This window comes from Pseudochrobactrum sp. AO18b (assembly GCF_000409565.1).
In the GTDB taxonomy this organism is placed as follows: domain Bacteria; phylum Pseudomonadota; class Alphaproteobacteria; order Rhizobiales; family Rhizobiaceae; genus Pseudochrobactrum; species Pseudochrobactrum saccharolyticum.
The window spans coordinates 1-21513 of the sequence record NZ_ANNO01000065.1; the positions used below are offsets into that span (position 1 = coordinate 1).

At 52.2% G+C, this 21513-nt stretch carries 23 protein-coding genes; 16 read left to right on the top strand and 7 right to left on the bottom strand.

The window, feature by feature from the left end; translation table 11 throughout:
* Positions 1–59: 59 nt before the first annotated feature.
* Positions 60–980, bottom strand: a complete 921-nt coding sequence (locus tag A918_RS0103090; protein ID WP_022709636.1) for a metal ABC transporter substrate-binding protein — start codon at positions 978–980, stop codon at positions 60–62.
* Positions 981–1124: 144 nt separating this feature from the next.
* Here A918_RS0103090 and A918_RS21680 point away from each other — a divergent pair, with 144 nt between their 5' ends.
* From A918_RS21680 to A918_RS0103120, 6 genes are all read left to right on the top strand, one after another.
* A complete protein-coding gene (locus A918_RS21680; RefSeq protein ID WP_022709637.1) occupies positions 1125–1289 on the top strand; it encodes a hypothetical protein in 165 nt (54 codons plus the stop codon).
* Between the two features lie 144 nt (positions 1290–1433).
* Positions 1434–2282 carry a metallophosphoesterase gene (locus A918_RS0103100; protein ID WP_022709638.1) on the top strand — a complete coding sequence of 283 codons (849 nt, stop codon included), beginning with the start codon at positions 1434–1436 and terminating at the stop codon, positions 2280–2282.
* Positions 2282–3463: an ABC transporter ATP-binding protein gene (locus tag A918_RS0103105; RefSeq protein WP_028233310.1), complete on the top strand. Its 1182-nt coding sequence runs from the start codon at positions 2282–2284 to the stop codon at positions 3461–3463. The genes A918_RS0103100 and A918_RS0103105 overlap by 1 nt, the downstream gene beginning before the upstream one ends.
* Positions 3456–4388 (top strand): carbohydrate ABC transporter permease, encoded by a 933-nt coding sequence (locus A918_RS0103110; RefSeq protein ID WP_022709640.1) that lies wholly within the window; start codon positions 3456–3458, stop codon positions 4386–4388. The genes A918_RS0103105 and A918_RS0103110 overlap by 8 nt, the downstream gene beginning before the upstream one ends.
* Before the next feature lie 12 nt (positions 4389–4400).
* The gene (locus tag A918_RS0103115) at positions 4401–5222 is read left to right on the top strand and encodes a carbohydrate ABC transporter permease (RefSeq protein WP_022709641.1); all 822 of its coding nucleotides are present in this window, start codon (positions 4401–4403) and stop codon (positions 5220–5222) included.
* Between the two features lie 53 nt (positions 5223–5275).
* A complete protein-coding gene (locus A918_RS0103120) occupies positions 5276–6541 on the top strand; it encodes an ABC transporter substrate-binding protein (protein WP_022709642.1) in 1266 nt (421 codons plus the stop codon).
* Positions 6542–6572: 31 nt separating this feature from the next.
* On the opposite strand, the gene A918_RS0103125 is transcribed toward A918_RS0103120, so the two are convergent.
* Positions 6573–7448, bottom strand: coding sequence for a DMT family transporter (locus A918_RS0103125; RefSeq protein ID WP_028233311.1), 876 nt, complete (start codon positions 7446–7448; stop codon positions 6573–6575).
* Between the two features lie 100 nt (positions 7449–7548).
* Here A918_RS0103125 and A918_RS0103130 point away from each other — a divergent pair, with 100 nt between their 5' ends.
* Positions 7549–8049 (top strand): YaiI/YqxD family protein, encoded by a 501-nt coding sequence (locus tag A918_RS0103130; protein WP_022709644.1) that lies wholly within the window; start codon positions 7549–7551, stop codon positions 8047–8049.
* A gap of 8 nt (positions 8050–8057) precedes the next feature.
* On the opposite strand, the gene A918_RS0103135 is transcribed toward A918_RS0103130, so the two are convergent.
* A complete protein-coding gene (locus A918_RS0103135) occupies positions 8058–8678 on the bottom strand; it encodes a LysE family translocator (RefSeq protein WP_022709645.1) in 621 nt (206 codons plus the stop codon).
* A gap of 80 nt (positions 8679–8758) precedes the next feature.
* Positions 8759–9472 (bottom strand): TlpA disulfide reductase family protein, encoded by a 714-nt coding sequence (locus A918_RS0103140; RefSeq protein ID WP_022709646.1) that lies wholly within the window; start codon positions 9470–9472, stop codon positions 8759–8761.
* Between the two features lie 45 nt (positions 9473–9517).
* Between A918_RS0103140 and argH the strand changes: the two genes are divergently transcribed.
* The 3 genes from argH to A918_RS19265 all read left to right on the top strand — a co-directional run bounded on the left by argH (position 9518) and on the right by A918_RS19265 (position 13897).
* The gene (gene argH, locus A918_RS0103145) at positions 9518–10918 is read left to right on the top strand and encodes an argininosuccinate lyase (protein WP_022709647.1); all 1401 of its coding nucleotides are present in this window, start codon (positions 9518–9520) and stop codon (positions 10916–10918) included.
* A gap of 170 nt (positions 10919–11088) precedes the next feature.
* Positions 11089–11271: a lipoprotein gene (locus A918_RS0103150; protein WP_022709648.1), complete on the top strand. Its 183-nt coding sequence runs from the start codon at positions 11089–11091 to the stop codon at positions 11269–11271.
* Between the two features lie 118 nt (positions 11272–11389).
* Entirely contained in the window at positions 11390–13897 is a 2508-nt protein-coding gene (locus A918_RS19265; RefSeq protein ID WP_022709649.1) for a TIGR02302 family protein, read from the top strand.
* A gap of 163 nt (positions 13898–14060) precedes the next feature.
* On the opposite strand, the gene hpt is transcribed toward A918_RS19265, so the two are convergent.
* On the bottom strand, positions 14061–14606 hold the full coding sequence (gene hpt / locus A918_RS0103160; protein WP_022709650.1) for a hypoxanthine phosphoribosyltransferase: 546 nt from the start codon (positions 14604–14606) through the stop codon (positions 14061–14063).
* Positions 14607–14907: 301 nt separating this feature from the next.
* On the opposite strand from hpt, the gene ftsE reads away from it, so the two are divergent.
* From ftsE to ppa, 5 genes are all read left to right on the top strand, one after another.
* Entirely contained in the window at positions 14908–15567 is a 660-nt protein-coding gene (gene ftsE / locus A918_RS0103165; protein ID WP_033315839.1) for a cell division ATP-binding protein FtsE, read from the top strand.
* On the top strand, positions 15560–16555 hold the full coding sequence (locus A918_RS0103170) for an ABC transporter permease (RefSeq protein WP_022709652.1): 996 nt from the start codon (positions 15560–15562) through the stop codon (positions 16553–16555). Before ftsE ends, A918_RS0103170 begins: the two co-directional genes overlap by 8 nt.
* 124 nt (positions 16556–16679) lie before the next feature.
* Positions 16680–17402, top strand: a complete 723-nt coding sequence (locus A918_RS21140; protein WP_198013266.1) for a YdcF family protein — start codon at positions 16680–16682, stop codon at positions 17400–17402.
* A 135-nt stretch (positions 17403–17537) separates the two neighbouring features.
* Entirely contained in the window at positions 17538–18347 is an 810-nt protein-coding gene (locus tag A918_RS0103180; RefSeq protein WP_022709654.1) for a 1-acyl-sn-glycerol-3-phosphate acyltransferase, read from the top strand.
* A gap of 112 nt (positions 18348–18459) precedes the next feature.
* Positions 18460–18993, top strand: a complete 534-nt coding sequence (ppa, locus tag A918_RS0103185) for an inorganic diphosphatase (RefSeq protein ID WP_022709655.1) — start codon at positions 18460–18462, stop codon at positions 18991–18993.
* 84 nt (positions 18994–19077) lie between these two features.
* Here ppa and A918_RS0103190 read toward each other — a convergent pair whose 3' ends face one another.
* Positions 19078–19371 (bottom strand): YggT family protein, encoded by a 294-nt coding sequence (locus tag A918_RS0103190; RefSeq protein WP_022709656.1) that lies wholly within the window; start codon positions 19369–19371, stop codon positions 19078–19080.
* Positions 19372–19522: 151 nt separating this feature from the next.
* Entirely contained in the window at positions 19523–20062 is a 540-nt protein-coding gene (locus tag A918_RS0103195; RefSeq protein ID WP_028233312.1) for a gamma-glutamylcyclotransferase, read from the bottom strand.
* A 312-nt stretch (positions 20063–20374) separates the two neighbouring features.
* Here A918_RS0103195 and A918_RS21240 point away from each other — a divergent pair, with 312 nt between their 5' ends.
* On the top strand, positions 20375–21391 hold the full coding sequence (locus A918_RS21240) for a DUF2125 domain-containing protein (protein ID WP_084664607.1): 1017 nt from the start codon (positions 20375–20377) through the stop codon (positions 21389–21391).
* The last annotated feature ends 122 nt before the right edge of the window (positions 21392–21513 follow it).

The following is a 21513-nucleotide window of genomic DNA, read 5'->3' on the forward strand; positions in this document are numbered from 1 at the left end:
CGCATCGGATGATGCGGGAGACAGAGATGCCTTTGGGAGGACATTAAGCGGGGCATTCATTATTTTGCATCTCCGGATTTAAGACCCTTCGCAATCGTGTCAGTTGTCACACGAAGCAGGTCGAGATAGGTCGGCACGGCACCGTCCGGCTCTGAAAGCGAGTCCACATACAGAACACCCCCGTAATTCGCACCGGTTTCAGAAGCCACCTGCTGGGCAGGTGCCGGAGAGATTGTGCTTTCAGAGAAAACTACATTGATATTGTTCTTGCGAACGGCATCAATCACTTTACGCACCTGCTGCGGTGTGCCCTGCTGATCGGCATTGATCGGCCAGAGATACAGCTCTTTCAGGTTGAGATCGCGAGCCAGATAGCTGAAGGCACCTTCACTGGTCACCAGCCAGCGCTTGTCTTCCGGAATATCCTTCAGCTCATCCTTGATCGGATCAATCAGCGCCTTGAGTTTGGTCTTATAGGCTTCCGCATTGGCCTTATAGGTTTCGGCATTTTCCGGATCATGCTTCACGAAAGCATCGCGGATATTATCGACATAGATCATACCGGCCGAAGGCGACATCCATGCATGCGGATTAGGCTTGCCGCTATACGGACCTTCGGTAATACCCATCGGCTCAACACCTTCAGACACAACAACACTTGGCACATCTTTCAGATGCTGGAAGAATTTTTCAAACCAGCGCTCAAGATTAAGACCGTTCCAGAAGATCAGCTGTGCACCTTGCGCCTTCATAATATCGCCCGGGGTCGGCTGATAATCGTGAATCTCGGCATCCGGTTTGGTAATGGACTCAACAATCGCAGCATCACCGGCAACATTACGAGCAATATCCGCAATAACCGTAAAGGTTGTCACTGCTTTAAATTTTTCCTTTGCCGCAGCAGGCACCACCACCAGCACTGCAGAAAAAGCCGTACCAATAATACCGGCCAGCAGCACGCGCCTCATTTTGCTGAACATTCTTAACTCCTCAATCCATACCAGATTTCGTTCTTGCAAATAGAAAATCCTAGTTGCAAATGATTGTCAATTGCACCCTTCGTAAAGAATCTGTAATAATTTTGCAAGTGCAAATCATTCGCAACTAGAATAACGGATCGTGTCATGCTGAAAGTGCCTGAAAAACTACGTGCGCAAATGCGTATGCAACGCCTGATGCAAATGCAGGATACATCTCTTATCCGGCCCATTCTGCAAAAGGCTGGTCTGCGCCCTACCCGTCAGCGCCTGATACTCGGGCAATTCCTGCTGAGCCTTAAGAAAATATAGGCAGCGACAGATGTTACAATTTTGTCATTGCTCTGAGGTCTGCCTGTCACCAACACAGTATAAGAAACGCGCATTAGCGGCCTGTGTCCCCCGTTAGAAATACACATCCGCATCTTCTCTTCAACACAGTGAAGGAGCAGATCCATGCGGATTGTTCAGATTACCGACACCCATTTCAGCCCGTCCAAAACACATTTTACTAAAAACTGGCAGCCTCTCGCCGAATGGCTGGAAGAAGTTAAACCGGATCTCGTGATCCATACCGGCGATCTGGCCGTGGATGGTGCGGATTTTGACGACGACCTGACTTTCTGCGCTGATCTTCTGGGTGAATTGAACATGCCGGTACTCTGCGTTCCGGGTAATCATGATGTCGGCCATCTGCCTTCCTCGCTGCAACCAGTCAATGACGAGCGTCTTGCACGCTGGCGTGATCTGGTTGGCCCTGACCGCTGGGTACATGACCAGTCCGGCTGGCGGCTCATCGGCCTCAACAGCCTGCTGATCGGCAGCGATCATGCTGAAGAAGAACAGCAATATCAATGGCTGGAAGATGTTCTGAACGGTGCCGGTGGCAAACCTGTTGCGATTTTTGCTCATAAGCCGCTTTTCGTCGATAGCCCAGATGAGGGCGACAGTGGCTACTGGGGCGCCTCCCCCAAAGACCGTAAACGCCTGATGGATTTATTCAGTGCACATAATGTCCGCCTTTATGCCAGCGGCCATCTGCACCGCGCATGGGCTGGCCATCATCACGGCATTTCCCTGATCTGGGGACCTTCATCCGGCTTTATCGTCGGCCCTATGGAACGCGACCTGCCGGGTGAGCGTATTGTCGGTGCTGTCATTCACACTCTGACCGATAATGTACATAGCGAAATCACCGAACTGACACAGCTGCGTCCATATCTGCTTGATGATGTGGTGCATGAAGTTTACCCGTCGAGCCACACTGCCGCCATTACCAGCGCCGATGCAACGGAGCAGGCATGATGGCGCATTTCGCACTGAAAAATATCTCCAAATCTTTCGGCGATCAGCACATTCTCAAAGATGTGACGATTGAAGCCGAAGACGGTGAATTCATTGCACTGGTCGGGCCTTCCGGTTGCGGAAAAAGCACAATTCTGCGCATTGCCGCCGGTTTGGAACATGCCGATGACGGCAATATCTGGCTGGGCGGGCGCAATATTACCGCCGCTCATCCTTCTGACCGTAATATCGCAATGGTGTTCCAGTCCTATGCGCTCTATCCGCATCTGACCACGCGTGAAAATATTGCCGTACCGCTGGCCATGCGCGATCTGACCATGACAGAACGTCTGCCGCTGATCGGCAACTGGATGCCAGGTCAGGCGGTCAAACGCACTGCCATTCAGCAACAAGTACTGACAACTGCACAGAGCCTGAAAATCGACCATCTGCTCGACCGCAAACCTGCGCAAATGTCCGGCGGTCAGCGCCAGCGTGTGGCACTGGCGCGCGCCATGGTGCGCCAGCCGCAGGTCTTCCTGATGGATGAACCGCTCTCCAATCTCGATGCCAATTTGCGTGTACATACCCGTGCTGAAATTGTCGATCTGCATCGCCGTGCTGGTGTGCCAAGCCTCTATGTGACCCATGACCAGTCGGAAGCGCTGAGCATGGCCGATCGTGTTGCCGTGATGATCGGTGGCCACCTGCTGCAAATCGATACACCGTGCGAGATTTACAATAATCCGCGCCATATCGAAGTTGCCCGCTTTATCGGCAGCCCGAAAATCAATGTACTGAGTGCCCGCGCCAGCGATCAGGGTATTATCCATTTTGCCGGCAAAGCAATTTTAAACGAAATTGACATTCATGCCGGCTCTGCACTTAGTGTAGCTATCCGGCCTGAAGACCTGCAAATCCGCCGTGCCCATGAAAAACCTGCGGACAGAGCCATCTCAGCCACAGTAGCGCGTATTGAATTTCTTGGCTCTGAAGCGCTGGTCTATCTCAATGCTCCGGGTGCTCAGGAATTACTGACTGCACGATGCAGTCCGGCCATGGCAGCGGATCTGCAAACGGATATGCCGGTTTTTCTGACTTTTGATCCGCATAAAGCACTACTATTTGATACGGAAGGTCAGAGCCTGCGCAAACTTTCCCATACAGTTTCAAGCCGCATCAAGGCAGACAGCCATGTCTGATATTGCGCAAACCTTCTCTCCGGTGATGACAGCGCGTGAGGCTGCCAATGCTGCCCGCAAACGTGAAGAGCGTCTGGCATGGAAGCTGATGGCACCGGCTGTGTCGCTGGTACTTCTCTTCATTTTACTGCCGACCTTGGCGGTGTTTTATCTCAGTTTCACCAATTTTGAACTGGGATATACAGATTATCAGTTCGTCGGCTTAGAAAACTATATTGAACTTTTCAAAGACCGTACCTTCCGTATCTCTCTGCAAAACACCGCACTCTATACGCTGATCGTCACCCCGCTTTCCGTTTTTCTCGGATTAGGTGCAGCTCTGCTGATTGAAAGTGAAGCACGCGGCAAAGCCTTTTTCCGCACCGTCTATTTCCTGCCTGTTGCCTCGCTGCTCGTGGCCATGGCCACCGTTTGGCAATATCTGCTGCATCCGACAATGGGGCCGGTCAACGCGATGCTCGGCCTGTTGGGCATCGACGGCCCCAACTGGCTCGGCAGTTCTTCAACCGTGCTTCCAAGTCTTGCCATGATCGGTATCTGGCAATCGGTCGGCTTCAATATGGTGCTGTTTCTGGCTGGTCTTACCGCCATTCCGCGCGAGCTATATGCTGCTGCCGAAATGGACGGCGCTAAAAGCGCATGGGAGCGTTTCCGGCTGGTGACATGGCCGCTGCTCGGCCCAACCACACTTTTTGTTCTCACTATCAGCGTCATCAATTCCGTCAAAGTCTTTGAATCGGTCAAAACCCTCACACAGGGCGGGCCGAACAAAGCATCGGAAGTGCTGCTGCATACGATCTATCAGGAAGGCTTCGTGTTCCTGCGCGTCGGCTATGCCTCGGCCATGACCGTTATTTTTCTCATGGTGCTGATCGTGATGATGTTGTTGCAATATCGCGTGCTTGACCGCCGCGTGCATTATTAAGAGGCGGAAATCATGTCAGTCTTACGCTTTACCCGCCTCGGGATTTTGTCTCTCGGTGCGATGCTGTTCCTTGCACCTTATATCTGGATGCTCTCCACGGCCGCCAAATCACAATCGGATATTTTCTCCTCATCGCTCAGCCTCATTCCGCAAAACTGGGCGCTGATCGAAAATATCACCAAGGCCTTTTCCCGTGTGCCGATGGGGCAATTGCTACTCAACGGCGTTCTGGTCTGCGCACTCATTCTGGTGGTTCAGGTTATCATCGCTATCCCTTGCGCCTATGCTATGGCCAAGCTGCGCTTCCGTGCGGCACAGGTGATGATGAGCGCGGTGATGCTCGGCCTGCTGGTGCCGATCCATGCCACGGCTTTACCGTTCTATTTGGGTTTTGAGCGCACAGGTCTGCTGAACACCTATTTCGCCATCAGCGCACCATTCTTCATCTCGGTATTCGGCATCTTCCTGTTTCTGCAGTTTTTTCGGTCGATGCCAGATGATCTGATTAATGCCGCCCGCCTTGACGGTATGTCGGAAACCGGCATTGTCGCCCGTGTTATTGTGCCGAATGCATGGCCTGCGATTACTGCTTTTTCGATCTTTTCCGTGGTTGCCCACTGGAATGATCTGTTCTGGCCGCTGATTGTTGTCACCAATATGGACATGGCCACACCGCCTCTGGGGCTGCTGTATTTCCGTGCTGCCGAAGCCGGTGATGACTATGGCGCACTGATGGCTGCCACGCTGATTATCACCCTTCCCCTCGTTCTTGCTTTTCTTGCAGCGCAACGCCGCTTCATTGAGGGCATTACCATGACCGGTCTCAAAGGCTGATCACAACCTCACGTCTGTAACGCTCTTCCTCCCAAACATTTACGGAGCCTGTAATGACATTCTTCTCCCGTACTCTGACCGCTGCGGCCCTTTTTTCCGGTCTGTGCAGCACAGCTCTGGCTGAAACCACGCTCAATGTGCATTATCCTATGCCGGGCTTTTTTCAGGACGTGATGGCCAATATTTCCAAGAAATTCACGGAAGAAAATCCGGATATCAAAATCCATTTCGTCAATCCTTCCGCGACCTATGAAGACGGCATTCAGCTGATTATGCGTCAGAATGGCACCGCTGAGCTGCCGGACATCACCTTTACCGGCCTGAACCGCCTGCGCATTTTGAGTGAACGCAATATCGGCCTTGATCTGAAACCGCTGGTCGAGAAAGAAACTAATTTTGAAGCACAGGGTTTCACTCCGACCATTCTGAACCTTGCCAAAGTCGGTGACCGTCAGGTTGGTCTGGCTTTCGCCACCTCCAATCCGATCATGTATTACAATGCAGATCTGTTTAAAAAAGTTGGCGAGAACCCGGATACGCCTCCGGCAACATGGGACGATGTCATCCGCATCGGCGGCAAGATCAAAGCGCTCGGCAACGGCGTTCAGGGTATTGATTTCCGCTGGCAGGGTGATGACTGGATGTTCTCAGCCCTGTTATTCGGTGCCGGTGGCCGGATGCTTTCAGAAGATGAAAAACAGGTCGCATTCAGCGGTGCTGAAGGTGAAGCGGCTTTCAAACTGCTCGACCGTATGGTCAAAGAAGGCGGCCTGCCGGTCTTTACCAAAGAAGCCGGTGAACAGGCCTTTGCGGCCGGAAATGTCGGCTTTGCTTTCCAGACCACCGGCGGCCTGCGCAATACAATCAAAAATGTCGGCGACAAATTCGATATGCGCACCGCTAAAATCCCGCTGCTTAATCCGGAAAAAGGCCGTCTGCCAACCGGTGGTAATGCGGTTGTTATCCTGACATCGGACGATACCAAAATTGAAGCCGCATGGAAATTTGCCAAATTTGCTGCCGGTCCTTACGGCGCATCGGTCGTTGTGCCGGGCACCGGCTATGTGCCAAATAATGAACTGGCTGCAAAATCGGATGAATATCTCGGCAAATTCTATGACGAAAACCCGCTGTTCAAAGCCGGCCTGAGTCAAATGAATATCATGATCCCTTGGTATGCTTTCCCCGGTTCGAACGGCGTGAAAGTAACCCAGACCATCGTTGATAATCTGTCCCGCGTTGTTGAACAGAAGGCCACACCGGAAGAAGCCCTTGCCGATGCGGCCGATGAAGTGAAAAAGCTGCTGCCGCGCCGCTAATCACATCAGAATAATAATCAGACCGGCGGTTTTAAGCTGCCGGTTTTTTCTTTTGTAAAGTTGCCAGTGCCACACCGAAAGTGGTCAGCACCATACCGGCAATCTGCACCAGCGTCAGCGTTTCTCCAAACAGCAGATAGGCCATAATCGCCGCTGTTCCCGGCACCAGATAGAAGAACGAAGCGACTTTTGACACTTCGCCCTGCCCGATCAGGATCAGCAGCAGCAATATAGCACCGATTGACAGAACCAGCACCAGCCAGAGCATTGCAAACAGCAATTCCGGCGACCAGATCACCGTCTGCGTTTCAAAAGTCAGCGACAACAGGCCGGTCAGAATACCTGCAGCGATATATTGCACGGTCGTACCGGTTTTCAGGTCAATTTTCACCGCAAAGCGTTTTTGCCATACCGTGCCGATACTGATCGCCATCACAGCTGCCAGTGCCGCACTTAATGTTGCCGGATTAATCCCACCGGAACTGAATGAAAACTTCGGTGCAACTACCAGCGCCACACCACAGAAGCCGATCAGCAGTCCCAACCATTGTCGTGGTAACACGGTCTCTCGCAAGAAGAGTGCGGCAATCAACGTGGTAATCAACGGCTGCAAGCCGGAAACCAGCGCTGTCATACCCGCAGGCAAACCATGGCGCACCGCCCAGAACACGCCGGAGAGATAAATCCCGTGAATGAGACAGCCGACAATCGCGGCGTTCACAAGCCCGCGTTTGTCCGGCCAGCGGGCACCGGTTGCCAGTGCCCAGACCGCCAGAATAATAGCAGCAATGAAAAACCGTGCGGTCATAAACCAGAACGGCTCAGCATAGGGCATAGCAAGCCCCGCACCGATAAAACCGGTTGCCCAGAGAAAGACGAATAAAGCAGGGAAATATTTGACTGGCATGATCTGTTCCACGAACTATACAACCGGCTTATCCCTGCCGCCCTGCCTCGCCAAGCGTTAAACGCTTGCCATTCACATTTGGCTTTGCCATGAAGCATGAATGACACACTCCGATGAAAACAAAACCATCTGCATTTATGTCGATGCCGATGCCTGTCCGGTTAAAAACGAGACCTATAAAGTTGCTGAGCGCCACCGCATCAGAACCTTTGTGGTCGCCAACAGCTTCATCGCTATTCCGCGTGATGAACCGCTGATTGAACGTGTGATCGTCCCTGCCGGTCTGGATGTGGCCGATGACTGGATTGCCGAGCGGTCGCGTGCCGGTGCGGTTGTTATCACGGCAGATATTCCGCTGGCACATCGTGCAGTCACCGCCGGAGCTGTTGCAATTGCACCGGATGGCCGCTTGTTCAGTGCGGCCAATATCGGCAATATTCTTGCCACCCGCAATCTGATGGATGAGCTGCGCTCCGCCAATCCGGTTTCATCAGGCCAATTCGGCGGTTCAAAGCCGTTTTCAGCCCGCGACCGCTCCGCATTTCTCTCGGCGCTGGACCTCGCAATTGTGCGGTTGAAGCGTGACGGTTTCACCGCATAACAAAAAAATTACGAAGAGCGCATTGTTGCCGTTGCCACACCGGCGCCGATCAGCAATGTGCCGCCGGTACGGTTGAAAGCACGCAAAATCCGCGGGCTTTTAAACAGTGCGCGCGCACGATGCGCTGCAAAAGCGTAGAGAAACGCATTGCTGAAAGACAGCACCAGAAATGTGGCTTCAAAAATCAGCATCTGCGTCCAGAAATCGCCATGCCGGTCAAGAAACTGCGGCAGGAAAGCCACGAAAAACGTAATGCTTTTCGGGTTGAGAGATGTCACCAGCCATGCATGCGCCAGCATTTTCACAGGTGATACATCGGCATCCCGCGCCTCTGCCTGCATTGTAGCACCTGAACGGAATAATTTGATACCAAGCCAGATCAGATAGGCAGCACCAAGCCATTTCACGATTGTAAATATTGTGGCAGAGGCCGCAAGCAACGCACCGATGCCGAGCATCGACAATGTCATAGCCGTAAAGTCACCGAGCGCCACACCGGCCGCCATCGGCATGGCAGTGCGCCAGCCCTGCCCCAAGGCATAGGAAACCACCAACAAAATTGTTGGCCCCGGTATCACCAGCAAAACAATTGATGCAGCCGTAAAGGCAAGCCAGACATCCAGCCCCATAGAAAATCTCCCTTAAGATCTTCAGCAGAGCAGAAAACCCAAATCCTGTAAAATCACATTATACAGGATTTGGCGACCAATCAGTTACGCAGGCTCTTGGCTGTATTCACCAGATTAACAGCATCCTGCCCCGCCCAGTGTGCTGGTCCGTTCATTGCCGCAATCTGACAACCGGTTTCATCAATCAGCAAAGTTACAGGCAAACCAAAAGCCAAACCTCTGCGTTTCAGATCATTAAAAACAGTCAGACTGGCATCGCGATAAAAACCGAGCTTCTCAACGCCGATCTCGTTGAGGAAATTCTTCGGCTTGGAAATATCGCCGGTGTCGATATTCAGCGCTACGACCTCGAAATCATCACTGCCCTGCTCAGCCTGCAGCTTATCCAGCGCTGGCATTTCCTCACGGCACGGCGCGCACCAGCTCGCCCAGAGATTAACCAGCAGGGTTTTGCCCTTCATATTGCCGATCGTGGTTTTTGATCCGTCAGGCGCATCAAATTGCAGATGTGTCAGCAAAGCAGGCTTATCGGATGGCTGCATTCCGGCAACTTCACCGGTTGCAGCAGCGGAGAGTTTAGCTAACTGCTCCTGATTTAACGCACATTTTGCATCCTCTGCGCCGCCTGCTGCGGCATTACTGGCCGTATTCTCTGTCGGAACAACATTGCCAGAAGGCGGTTCCATCACGTATACCGCAAGGGCACCGGCCAGAAGTCCGGCAATACCGGCGAACAAAATCATCTTCGGGCTGATTGCGCTTTTCGGTTTTGTCTCTTTATTATCTTCGGCCATAATATCGTTCTTTTACTTCACAGTTCCGGCTCAGGGCATAAGCGCATGACGACAGAAAAATCCAGTAACCAGATGTGGGGTGGCCGTTTCGCCTCAGGACCCTCTGCCATCATGGAAGAGATTAATGCTTCGATCGGTTATGACCGCAAACTCTATGCTCAGGACATTGCCGGATCGCTGGCGCATGCTGCCATGCTTGCCAAGACCGGCATTATCTCTGCAGATGATCACAAACAGATCTCCGATGGTCTCAATACCATATTAGCCGAGATCGAAAATGGCAAATTTACCTTCTCGCGCAAGCTTGAAGATATTCATATGAATGTGGAAGCCCGTCTGGCTGATCTGATCGGCGCACCGGCCGGTCGTCTGCACACTGCCCGTTCGCGCAACGATCAGGTGGCGCTGGATTTCCGTCTCTGGGTCAAAAATGAGCTGGAAAAAACTGCTGCTTCGCTGAAAATCCTGATCGAAGCCTTCCTTATCCGTGCAGAAGAGCACGCAGCAACTGTGATGCCGGGCTTCACCCATTTGCAAACAGCACAGCCGGTGACTTTCGGTCATCATTGCATGGCCTATGTGGAAATGTTTGGCCGTGATCTCTCCCGCGTGCGCGATGCGATTGAGCGTATGAATGAATCTCCGCTCGGTGCCGCAGCACTGGCCGGTACCGGCTTCCCGATTGACCGCCACATGACTGCCGAAGCGCTTGGTTTCCGCGAACCGACCCGCAATTCGATCGACAGCGTTTCCGACCGCGACTATGCGCTGGAATTCCTGTCGATTGCTTCGATCTGCGCAACCCATCTGTCGCGTCTGGCCGAAGAAATTGTGATCTGGTCAACCTCGCAGTTCAATTTCATCCGCCTGTCCGATGCTTTCTCCACCGGCTCATCCATCATGCCGCAGAAGAAAAATCCGGATGCCGCAGAACTGGTGCGCGCCAAGACCGGCCGTATCACTGGCTCGCTTGTCGGCCTGCTGATGGTGATGAAAGGTCTGCCGCTGGCCTATTCCAAAGATATGCAGGAAGACAAAGAAGCGGTTTTTGATGCTGCTGAATCCATCGAACTGGCACTCGCAGCCATGAGCGGTATGGTTTCCGATCTGACCGTGATTGAAACCTCGATGAAAAAGGCTGCCGGTTCCGGTTATTCCACGGCAACTGACCTCGCCGACTGGCTGGTGCGTGAGCTTGGCCTGCCATTCCGTGAAGCGCATCATGTGACCGGCCGTGCCGTTGCACTGGCAGAATCGAAGAAAGTCGATCTGTCCAAACTGACGCTGGAAGACATGCAGTCGATCCATCCGCAGATTAATGATGCAGTGTTCGGTTTCCTGACTGTGGATAAATCGGTGAAAAGCCGTCAGTCTTTCGGTGGCACCGCGCCGCAGGAAGTGCGCCGCCAGATCAAATACTGGAAAAAACGCCTGATTAAGGCCTGATCCGCCCCGCTATACAACAGGCCGGAGGCGGTTTATGCCTTCGGTCTGCATCCCTTCAAAGATTTGTGTTTGTCTCCGAACAGTTTGCGTTGTTCCGTAATTCAGCTAAAACTGTCAGCGAAAATTACTCACGGCTTTGCGGCCAAACACCAGTTTCAGGATATTTTTTGATGAATAGCCGCGTATTCATGACCTCTGTGATTATGCTTGTTGCCGTTGGCAGCATTGTATCCGGCTGCGGCCGTCGTGGCGCACTGGAAGCCCCGCCAAATGCGACAGTGCATGATGACTGGCGCAAACCGGATAAAAAAGCTGTCGAAGAAAAACCATTTATTCTGGATAAGCTGATTTAAAGCGGGTCGCATTCCAACCTATCCACTGCGTCCGCTTCAGATTTTTTGAGCAGCCGCATGTTCGCTGAGGTTAAATTCAGTCAATTTAACTGCGCTAAGATACAGAACCGGATATTGAATGCCTGAACCGGACACCAGATCTTTTGAAAACGCAGACCGCAGGCTTTATCGTCTGCGGATCAAAGCGGCATTGGTCTTGTGCTTTGAGCGTTTATGGCCGCTGGTATTACCGGTTCTGCTTTTAACAGCATTATTGGCCAGTCTGGCTTGGCTCGGTCTGTTTCAGGCCATGCCGCGCTGGCTGCATCTCACGTTGTCTGCCGTTTTTATACTGGCCTATGCCTATGCGCTTTTCCGTTTCCGGCATTTTCAATTGCCGGACGATCAGACAGTCAACAGCCGTATAGAGCGTGAAAACGGCTTGCAGCACAGCCCGTTGCAACTGAGCGATGACCAGCTTGCCGGACAGAGTGATGATCCGCTGGCACAGGCGCTCTGGCAGGAACACCGCAAGCGTATGGCCGCGCTGACGGACAGGCTGCACGGATTTCTGCCCCATCCCGATATTCCGCAGCGCGATCCTTATGCCCTGCGCACATTTGTCATTCTGCTGTTTGCTTCAACCGCAGCCTATTCCTTCAGCCCGTCCTCCGGTAAAATCAGTGATCTGTGGAACCCGCCTGAAGGCTTTGCAGGGCCGGAAGGCCGCATTGATGCATGGATAACTCCGCCAGCCTATACGGGCAAAGCACCGGTCTTTCTGAGTGCCAATACAGATGTAAAACCGCTGGATGTGCCTCAGGGCAGTATTCTCAGCGTTCAGATCAGCGGCAGTACACGCAATCAGCTGACGATGACCGGTCAGGACGGCAAAGCCTATTCTGTTGAGGCCAAACCGGCTTCCGGTACAGCGAAAACACAAGACAGCACTAATTTTGAACTGCTTCTGAATAAAACGGTCGCTGCCAGCCTGCAGGCCGGTTCACGCCGTCAGGCGTGGCAGTTTAACATCACGCCTGATACGCCACCCGTCGTCGACTTTACCCGCAATCCGACCTATGCGCTGAACGGCACATTGGAACTGCACTATAAAGCTGGCGATGACTATGGCGTGACTAAATTACAGCCTGTCATCAAACTGCTGGAACAACCTGAAGAAGGCGCGCAATCGCTGACAGACGCGCCGGAACTGCGGCTGACTATACCAAAGCGCGGCAAAAACAGCACGGACGAGACCACAGCCCTTCAGGATCTGACTATGCATCCGTGGGCTGGCAAATATGTCTCCCTGCAATTGCAGGCGATTGATGATGCAGGCCAGACAGGCACAAGCAAAGAAATCCGTTTTGTGCTGCCGCAACGCCCGTTCATCAATCCGCTGGCACGCGCCGTTGCCGAGCAGCGTCAAGTGCTGGCGCTCGACAGCAATCAGAAAACACCTGTTGTGCAAATGCTGGATGCGCTGACCATGCATCCGCAGACCACCATTGCCAATGTCAGCCATTTTCTGGGTCTGCGCTCTGTGCGGGAACGTCTGAAACTGGCGCGCAATGATGGGGATCTGCGCGAGATTGTCAGCTATATGTGGAATGTCGCGCGCGGTATTGAAGATGGTCAGCTTTCCGATGCGGAAAAAGCCCTGCGTGCAGCGCAGGAGGCGTTAAGTCAGGCATTGCAGAATAATGCCAGTCCGGAAGAAATTGCCCGTCTGACGAAAGAATTGCGCGAAGCCATGAACCGATACTTAAACGAAATGGCGCGCCGTCAGCAGACCAATCCGAATAAAAACGCCCAGAATAATCCCAATACCCGCGTGCTCAGCCAGCGCGATATTGACCGGATGATGCAGCAGATTGAAGACCTCGCCCGTTCCGGCAATCATGCGGAAGCTCAGCAAATGCTGTCGCAATTGCAGGAAATGCTTAACAATCTTCAGCCTGGTCAGAGTGCTCAGCAAGGTCAAGGCCAAGGTCAGGGACAAGGCAGCGGCGCACAGCAACAGCTGAATAAACTCGGCGATCTGATGCGCCGTCAGCAGGAGCTGATGAATGAAACTTTCAAACTGGATCAGCAATTGCAGGAACAGTCTGATGATTTCAACTATGACGGCGAAGGAGAGCAGCGCCCGCAAAACGGCCAGTCCCGTCAGGAAACAGAACAGGCTCTGAAAGATTTACAGCAGCAGCAGCGCGACTTGCAAAATGAGCTGAATGCGCTGACAGACCAGCTGAAACAACAGGGGCTGGAATCCTCAAAAGAAATGGATCAGGCGCTGAACTCCATGGGGCGTGCAGGCCGCTCGCTGGGCAATGGCGAAAGCGGACAGGCCACAGATCAGCAGGCTGAGGCGCTTGATGCCTTGCGCCGCGGTGCCCGCTCCATGATGCAGCAATTACAGCAGGCGCAGGGTGAAGGTCAGGGGCAGCAGACCGGCGAAGGTCAGGATCCGTTAGGGCGTCAAACCGGTCAGGGCAGTTCGGAAGGTACCGGCAATCAGCTGCCGAACCAGATTGATATCCAGAAAGCCCGCCGCATTCTCGATGAAATCCGCAAAAAACTCGGCGATGCGCTGAGCCCGCAGCAGGAAAAAGACTATCTGGAACGTCTGCTGAAACGCGATCAATAAAGCATTTCCAGAAAAAGTGCGAAGCGGTCTTGCGTTGGATAATGCGCAAAACAAAAGGATAGAGCGGTTCCAAAAATTCAGACTTAACTGGAACTACTCTATTTCATAAAAAAGCCGCTCAGAATCATGAGCGGCTTTTTAAATTCAGCGAATGGTCGGAAGCTTATTCCTGCTCATCCATAACGCGGCCGACATAAGGCAGCTGGCGAAAAGAATGCGCCACATCCATGCCATAGCCGACAACGAAATAATCCGGACATTCAAAAGCTGTGAAATCCGCATAAAGATCAAGCTTACGGTGACCCGGCTTGTCCAGCAGCACGGCAATACTCACACTGCGTGCGCCGCGTGACATCATCAGTTCACGCACAAAATTCAGTGTTTTGCCGGATTCAAGAATATCATCAATCAGCAGAATATCGCGGCCTTCAACATCGCTGTCGATATCGCGCACCAGACGGATTTCGCCGCCCTTTGTGCCTGCGCCATAGCTGGAGACAGTAATGAATTCCACATCCGGCTCAACACCGGCATCATGCATGGCGCGGATCAGGTCTGCCGCAAAAATGAATGAGCCTTTGAGGATAGAAACTGCCAGCGGCCGTTCCAGCTTACGCTCGGCAATTTTTTGTGCCAGTTCACGATTGCGCTCTGCAATCTGCTCCGCACTGAACAGAACTTCAAGATTTCTGCCACCTACATAAGGCATAAACACGTCTCCGGTCTAAATCCGATTATACCGAAATATCTCCGGCAAGAAAAAAGTAGCTGTTACAGTACTACGCCTTTTGCTGAAAGGGCAGTTTTACATTATTTACGCCTGTTCCGCATCAAATCTGCGTTTTAACCGGTTACACACAGCAGGTCTGTGCACAAAGCGCCATAAAATTTCTATTCTTTTTTCAACCTCAAAATGCCAAACTTGCATGCAGATTAACGCGAGATTAACCATAAGGGTCAATGTTCGGCAACCATAAGAAAACCGGCAAAAAACATCGGGAAAATAATCAGTGATTCGCTTTGAAAATGTAGGATTACGGTACGGCATGGGATCGGAAATCCTGCGGGATGTTTCCTTTCATATTCCGCCGCGCTCCTTTCAGTTTCTGACCGGCCCGTCAGGTGCCGGTAAAACATCGCTGATGCGCCTGCTTTTCATGGCGTTGAAACCGACACGCGGCCTGATTACGATTTTCGGCAAAGACATCTCCACAATGCAGCGCAGTGAAATTCCATTGCTGCGCCGCCGTATCGGCATCGTCTTTCAGGATTTCCGCCTGCTCGACCATATGACGACCTATGAGAATGTTTCATTGCCATTGCGTGTTCGCGGCAAGGAAGAAGCAACCTACCGCCATGAAGTGCAGGAACTGATGCAGTGGGTTGGTCTCGGTGATCGTATGCATGTACTGCCGCCGGTTCTGTCCGGCGGTGAAAAACAACGTGCCGCTATTGCCCGAGCGCTGATTGACCAGCCGGAAATTCTGCTGGCCGATGAGCCGACCGGTAATGTGGACCCACCGCTGGCACGCCGCCTGCTGCGCTTATTCGCGGAACTTAACCGTTCCGGCACTGCAGTGATTATCGCCACCCACGATCTGACATTGATGGATCAGGTGGATGCGCGCCGTATGATTCTTGATCAGGGAAGGCTGGATATTTATGGCTGACCTGCGTGCAACGATTGATCATTATCACGGGATTTTTCTCGAACTGCTGGGTAAGCGCAAACGGGAAAAACGCGGACCAACGCCGATTGTACCGCCGGTCAGTGTTTCCGGCACCACGCTGATTACCGTTATCGCAATCATGACCTTTCTCGCCTGCATCACTATTGGCGGGGTTAGTCTGGTGCGCGCATCGGCAGCCCAATGGCAGAGCCAGATTTCACGTGAAGCAACAATTCAGATCCGGCCGGTCGACGGTCAGGATATGGAAGCTGCCCTCGCACAAGCCAGTCAGATTGCTTCCGGTTTTGCCGGTGTCACAGGCACCAATATCGTTGACCGTGCAGCCACCGCACGCCTGCTGGAGCCATGGCTCGGTACAGGTCTGGACATTGACGAATTACCGGTACCGCGCCTCGTGGTGGTGACAATTGACGAGCAAAATCCGCCGGATTTTGAAACTCTGCGCTCGGAATTGCAGAAGAATATTCCCGGTGCCAGTTTTGACGATCATCGCACATGGGTGGATCGTCTGGTTTCCATGGCGCACACAACCGTACTGATCGGTATGGGTGTCTTGTTTCTGATGCTGTCTGCCACTGTGCTGACCGTGATTTTTGCCACGCGTGGCGCGATGGCAGGAAACAGCCATATTATTGAAGTGCTGCATTTTATCGGTGCTGAAGCCCGCTTTGTTGCCCGTGAATTTGAGTGGCATTTCTTCCGTACAGCACTCAAAGGTGCCTGTTACGGCGGCGCGGCGGCCTTGCTGGTATTTTTGATTGTTTCCTGGTGGACCAGCCGCAATCTGGCAACGCCGGAAGGCGATCAGGCGGCAGCTTTGTTTGGCAGTTTTGCCATCGGACGCGAAGGCTATATCGGTATTGCCGCCACAATTATCATTGTTAGCATTCTCACAATGCTGACCAGCCGCCTGACCGTGATCCGGCAGCTCAAAGATATGGACAGTATCAGCGGCAGCAAAGATTAGGGCAGTCAGCGGACAAAGCAGTTTCCTCCGCTGTCCTGTCTGCTCTATACTATAAGACTGATTTGCGCAGGTTACAGCAATCTGCGCTGATACGAGAAAATGAACAGGCCAAACGGCAATGTATGTGCAAAACAATGCTTCAGACACTGCGGAACAAAACCGGCAGAATGGCGAACGACCGGCAGAAACAACCGGCCGCGAAGCATCCGTGCATATCTCTAAAGACGGCTTTATTCGCCATTGGCTGAAGCGCCTGCGCAGACGCATTCCGCCGGTCGCCGTTGTCCTGTTCTCGCTGATCGTCGCTCTCGGCATCGGATTTGTCATTTTCAGCGAGCATGTCAGCAATCTACAGGCACCACCTGCCGATCAGAAAGCCGATGCGATTATCGTTCTGACCGGCGGGAAATCCCGTATTGAAGTCGCATTGGAACTGCTGGCAGAGAGACGCGGCGAACGGCTGCTGATCAGCGGTGTTCATCCGTCTACCAAACGCGAGGCCTTGCAGCGTGTTACCAGAACAGATCCGGCTTTATTTGCCTGCTGCGTGGATCTCGATCGTACGGCACTCAACACAATCGGCAATGCGGTTGAAAGCGCCAAATGGATTAAACAGCATAATTACAAGCGCATATTCATTGTAACCAATAATTATCACATTCCGCGCTCAATTCTGGAATTGTCACGGCAGGTCGGTAATGTCGAACTTCTGCCCTATCCGGTCATCAACAGCGATTTGAAAAACAACAACTGGATGCGTCAGGGCGATACGCTGCGCGTGTTATTTACCGAATATGTCAAATATATTGGTGCTCTTGCGCATATCAGTCTCAGCCAAAATGATTAAAACACAAGCTGCGGATCAATAGGCAATGATGTCCGGAATTGATAAGCGCTGATTTTTCTTCTATTTGAAGAACCGCTCTGTTTAAAATCGAGCTATTTTACCTGTCATGCACATATTAAAAGGCTGATACAAGATATGATCATAGTCATCCGGTCAGTGCTGTTTAATCTGGCTTTCTATATCAGTCTGATCATACAGATGATCCTGTTTTTACCGCTCACTTTGATTTTGCCGCGCAAAAAAGCATGGATCGTCCCTAAATTCTGGGCACGCTCCAATCTGTTTCTGCAAAAATATATTGTCGGCACCGATTTTGTGGTCGAAGGGGCGGAGAACCTGCCGGAAGGCGCCTATATTTGCGCACCAAAACACCAGTCTTTCTGGGATGTTTATGCGTTTTTATCTTACACGCCCGATCCGGTTTATATTCTCAAACGCGACCTGATGCGTATTCCGCTATTCGGCTGGTATCTGAAGAAAATGAAAATGATCCCTGTTGATCGCGGTACGGGGATCAAGGCTTTGCATTCCATTTCCGGCGGCACGCAGGAAGCCATTGCTGACGGACGCCAGATCATGATCTATCCGGAGGGCACACGCCGCGCCCCCGGTGCGCCGCCGGCCTATAAATATGGTGTCGTCCATCTCTATGCCAATCTCGGCCTGCCGGTCGTACCGATTGCCCATAATGCCGGTCTGTACTGGCCGCGCCGTAAGTTCCTTCGCTATCCCGGCACCATCCGTTGCCGTATTCTGCCACCGATTGAAGCGGGTCTGGATAAGGAAGTCTTTTTGCAGCGCCTGATTGAAGCCACAGAAACAGCTTGTGACGAATTTCTGGTACAGGCCTCACAGGATAAAAATGCGCCGCCTATGCCGCCGACAGCCAAAGCCCGCCTCGCGGAATTGCAGGCGCAGCGCAATGAGGCTGAAACAAAGGCATAACAGCGCTCAGAATTTCACGAACATGACAATAAGCCGCTTTATCTGAAATTGCGTTTTTGTTGCACGGTTTCACGAAAACCGATATCAGAACGCCAAATGAAAGGACACGCCCATGAATATCGATGCCATTTCCATCGGCTCCAACCCTCCTGAAGACGTTAACGTCATTATCGAAGTACCGGTCGGTGGTCATCCGATCAAATACGAGATGGACAAAAGCGCCGGCGCTCTGATCGTCGATCGTTTTCTCTACACACCAATGACCTATCCGGGCAATTACGGCTTTGTTCCGCACACTCTGTCGGAAGATGGCGACCCGATTGACGTTCTGGTTTGCAACACCCGTCCGCTGATTCCGGGCTGCGTCATCAATGTTCGCCCGATCGGCGTTCTGGTGATGGAAGACAATGCCGGTAAAGATGAAAAAATCATCGCCGTACCGTCACCAAAGCTGACCCGTCGTTATGAAAAAGTTCATAACTACACCGATCTGCCGGAAATCACTCTGCAGCAGATTGCTCATTTCTTTGAACATTACAAAGATCTGGAGCCAGGCAAATGGGTAAAGATCGGTGACTGGGGCGATGAAGATTACGCACGTAAATTCATCGTTGAAGCGATCGAACGCGCTAAAAACGCAAAATAATTGCAAAACTGGCCAGTCTCCCAAGTGGCCGGATTTTCAATCGCAGATAATAAAAAACCCGCTTTTAAGCGGGTTTTTTATTAATTAGCTTAAGAGCATCGGAGCCAATGTCGTCCACATGAACTGGCGGATAAAGAAGATCGCCAGCAGCAGAACAATCGGCGAAATATCAATACCGCCGAGATCCGGCAAAATCTTGCGGATCGGACGCAGTGCCGGTTCTGTCACCTTGTAGAGAAACTCGCCGATCGAGGCGACAAAGCGGTTGCGGGAATTGACCACGTTAAAAGCATACAACCAGGAAAACACCGCACTGGCAATGATGATCCAGGTATAAATATCCAGCGCCAGATCAACGGTGCGCAAAATTGCGAGCATAAATGTCTCCTACTCAGTCGGACTGTTCATTGCACCGGTGCTTCACTCAGCACGGGCAAAGGTTGAGACACATTTAAACAGCGCTCTTGCTATTCACAAGATCACAGACCGGAAAAAGTCAGTCAAAGATCGGGTAAAACTATCAATCCTGTCAGTCTGTATGATTATCCAGCAGCTTTAAAACAGCTTCCAGCCGCTCATCCCAGATATCCATTGCCTGCAAATGACGGGCAGTATTGGCAACATAATCGCGGTTTGGTCCGGCCTGACCACTGGCGCGCCGGACAAGCAAAGCCATATCCTCAGCGCTGAGACCGCCTGCATATTGTTTATGCAAGGGATCGGCCACATAGACCAGCGCTTCGACATCACGGCCGTCTGCCAGTTCAACCGTCAGCCATTTTTCCACATAAACACCGCTGATCTGCTCACGTTCACGCAGATAGTTCATCACCGGCAGTCTGTTGTCTGCCGTCACGCGAAATGCCTGTCCGTGGCAGAAGCCGCCGCTGTTCAGACCCAGCACCAGCCCCGGCAATTCAGGCGTACCGCGATAAACATGAGAATAGATGCATAAAGACCGGCTGAAGCCTGTCAGCAGCGCCGGAATATTCTCGGCACTGTCAAAACCCGGCCGCCACATCAGTGACCCGTAACCGAAGACCCAGAAGTCAGAACCGGAATCAGCCACATTATTCTGGAACACGAAATCCGTGTGTGAACTATCCATTGGGGTCATTTGTTTGCTTTTGCTTGTCTCGCCAAATTCATATAATGCATAGGATGCACAGGCATATAGTTTACACCCTGTGTCCCGCATTTCCCAACAGGCAAACATTTTTCCGGCATGGTTTTGTGTAGAAAAATGTACCGCCGAATGACTTTTATCTGCAAAACAATACCGCATGATCTGTTGTCAGCGCGGCATTGTGAATAAAAAGATTATAGAAGAGTTCTTCTGCCCTGTCAGCAGAATGCCCTTTGAAATCTGAGAGGCATAGCTATGGTAGCTAAATCGCGTCCTAACCCGCAAAGCTCAAAACGCATGACATGGGGCATTCTCTTTGCTCTGGTCATCGTCATTTTATACACGGCGGGCTGGTTTTATCTCGCTTCCATGGCCAAAGACCGCGTTCGCACTGAGCTTGCCAATACTGCCGGTCAGGGCGAAACGCTGGAGTGTCAGTCCCTCTCGGCACGCGGCTATCCCTTCTCCATGTATATAAGCTGTTCCGGCTTTAACTTCCGTGACAAAGATCAGACGCTGAATGCAGCAACCAGTGCTGTAAATGTCGGCGCTTCCCTGTTCTCTTTCCGCACGGTGCAGACACAGCTCACCGGCCCTGCGGCACTTGCCATGTCCGGCGCTGACCCGTTGAAAGCAGATTGGGACAATCTCAAAGCATCTGCGCGCATTGACGGCCGTTCGCCACAGAATATCAGCCTCAGTGCCGATAATCTGCGCGTGCAAACTGTGACCGCTGAAAATGCGGCTGCACCGGCAACACTCTCTTTGCTCGGCCTGCAATTTGATCTCAACAGTCTTGAAGAGCCGCTTCAGGCCAAAATGACTTTTGATGATCTGCGCCTCACCGGTGACAAATCTCTGGCTGCCCTGCCGGAGCTCGACGGTCTGATTGATATCACCTCTCCGGCAAGCCTCGCAGCCTTCAAAGAGCCGGATGAAAGCGGCAGTCTGTTGCGCGGAAAATCCTTGCAGCTTAATCAGATGCTGTTTCTGCTGCCTTCCGGCGCCAGCATCAGCATCAGCGGCCCGCTTGCTGTCGACAGCGAAGGTCTGGCCAATGCGGATCTGAAAATCCGCCTGACCAATGCTCCGGCAATCGGCCAGACATTGCAGGCCGCCTTTCCCGATCAGGCTAAAAATATCAATACAGTGGTTTTTGCTCTCGACTCCATGCCGAAAGATGAAACAGGAGCAACGATTGTTCCGGTTCTCATCAAAGAAGGCAAAATCAGCGCAGGCTTTATCCCGCTGGGACGGTTGCCACTGCTCTAGAGCGGTTTATGTTCATGTTGGATCGCAGTGTTCGCTCTAGATTCCTCAGTCTGTCGCATTATCCCGACGTCAAGTTGATCCAACTTGACTGTGAAATGCTCTAATAAAAACCCGCCGAAATG